Origin of the sequence: Catenibacterium sp. RTP21428st1_D7_RTP21428_210409, from assembly GCF_040227455.1 — a bacterium.
Classification (GTDB): domain Bacteria; phylum Bacillota_I; class Bacilli_A; order Erysipelotrichales; family Coprobacillaceae; genus Catenibacterium; species Catenibacterium mitsuoka_A.
The window spans coordinates 1-1,755 of sequence record NZ_JBEHVX010000157.1 but is presented as its reverse complement, the minus strand read 5'-3'; the positions used below and the strand labels follow the sequence as shown (position 1 = coordinate 1,755).

Here is a 1,755-nt window from a genome sequence, read left to right as displayed (position 1 = left end):
CAGTAGACAGTGTAAATAATTAAAAGCACTGTTTGCTGAGGAGGTTTTTCTTATGGGAAGAAAAAGCAAGTTTTCTAAAGAACAAAAAATTGAAATATGTAGAAGATACTTAGATGGCAGTGAATCAGTTTCTAGACTGGCAGAAGAAATAAATGTAAATAAAAGTACAGTTAAAAGGTGGATTAGAATCTTTAAAGCATATGGCGATTCTGCATTTGATGAGAAGCCTGCAAATGGATCATATACAAAAGAGTTTAAAAGGAAGGTTGTAGAAGCATATCTGGCTGGAGAAGGCTCACTAAGAGATATTGCAGTAAAGTATAATATTCCTTCAGAGAGGACAGTACTTGTATGGGTAAAGTTATATAATGATCATATAGAATTAAAGGATTATATTCCTGGAGGCAAAGAAATCTATATGACAAAGTGCAGAAAAGTTACAAAAGAAGAAAGAATAGAGATAGTAAAATATTGCATGGAACATGATCTTGATTATCAGGGAACGTGCAAAGTGTTTAATGTGACATATTCAAATGTATTTAACTGGGTTAGAAAGTACAGAGAAAAAGGTGAAGAAGGCTTATCAGACAGACGTGGGCGCCGTAAAAAGGATGAGGAGCTAGATGAGCTTGGCCTTCTAAAGAAACAGCTGAGAGAAAAGGAGCGTGAGCTGGAGAGGGCTCATCTGGAGATAAGACTGTTAAAAAAAGTGGAGGAGATAGAAAGGAGAGGATATGCAGAACAAGCAAATTCGAGAATGAATATCAGTCAATCAAGGAAATCAGGGAAGAAGACAAAGAGGTAAGCCTATCAGCTATGTTTGAGATATTAGGTGTAAAGAGGGCGAATTATTATAAATGGCTTAAACATAACAAAAGCGAAAGAGATCTTGAAAATGAGGAACTGGCAGACTTTATAAGAAAGTATGATGAGAAGTTCAATCATACGCTTGGCTACAGAATGATGACAGATAGAATAAACAGAGATGAAAACAAGAACTATAATGACAAGCAGGTCTACAAGGTGATGAAAATACTTGGCATCAAGTCAATCATAAGACCAAAAAGAAGAAGCTGTACAGTCAGAAAAAGCAACAATACAGCCAAGAATAATCTAAAAAGAGACTTTAATGCATCAAGACCTAATGAGAAATGGGTAACAGATGTCACTGAGTTCAAATATGGAAAGAATAATGAAAATAAGCTATATCTAAGCCTGATACTAGATCTTTATGACAGATATCCAGTAGGATATGCAATTAGTGACCATAACGATAATAGACTTGTCTTCAATACGTTCAGATCAGCTGTAGACGCTAATCCAGGAGCACATCCGTTATTTCATAGTGATGGAGGTTTCCAGTATACGAGTCCAGTCTTTGTGCGTATGCTTAAGGATAATGGCATGGAACAGAGCATGTCCAGAGTTCACTGCTGCATTGATAATGGACCAATGGAAGGATTCTGGGGAATACTTAAATGTGAGATATATCATTATGGCAAGAAATATGAAACAAGAGAGGAATTAGAAGCGGCAATAAAAGAATGGATAAGATATTACAGTCATGAAAGATATCAAAGAAGATTTGGTGTGAAAACACCTTATGAAGTAAGAAGTGAAGCATTATGCAATGAGAATCCAGTTCAGTATCCAATACCTGAGAACAAGGCGATACAGAAATATAAGGCGGCACATTATGCATAAAAAAATGCCAGCCACTACGTGGCTGGCATGGGTACATGTTTTTAATTATTT

2 protein-coding genes are annotated in these 1,755 nt (G+C 36.0%); both read left to right on the top strand.

The window, feature by feature from the left end; translation table 11 throughout:
• Positions 1 to 52: 52 nt before the first annotated feature.
• Positions 53 to 805 (top strand): helix-turn-helix domain-containing protein, encoded by a 753-nt coding sequence (locus tag ABUA27_RS12600; protein ID WP_349820856.1) that lies wholly within the window; start codon positions 53 to 55, stop codon positions 803 to 805.
• Positions 806 to 816: 11 nt separating this feature from the next.
• A complete protein-coding gene (locus tag ABUA27_RS12595) occupies positions 817 to 1,704 on the top strand; it encodes an IS3 family transposase (protein WP_349820855.1) in 888 nt (295 codons plus the stop codon).
• Positions 1,705 to 1,755: the final 51 nt, after the last annotated feature.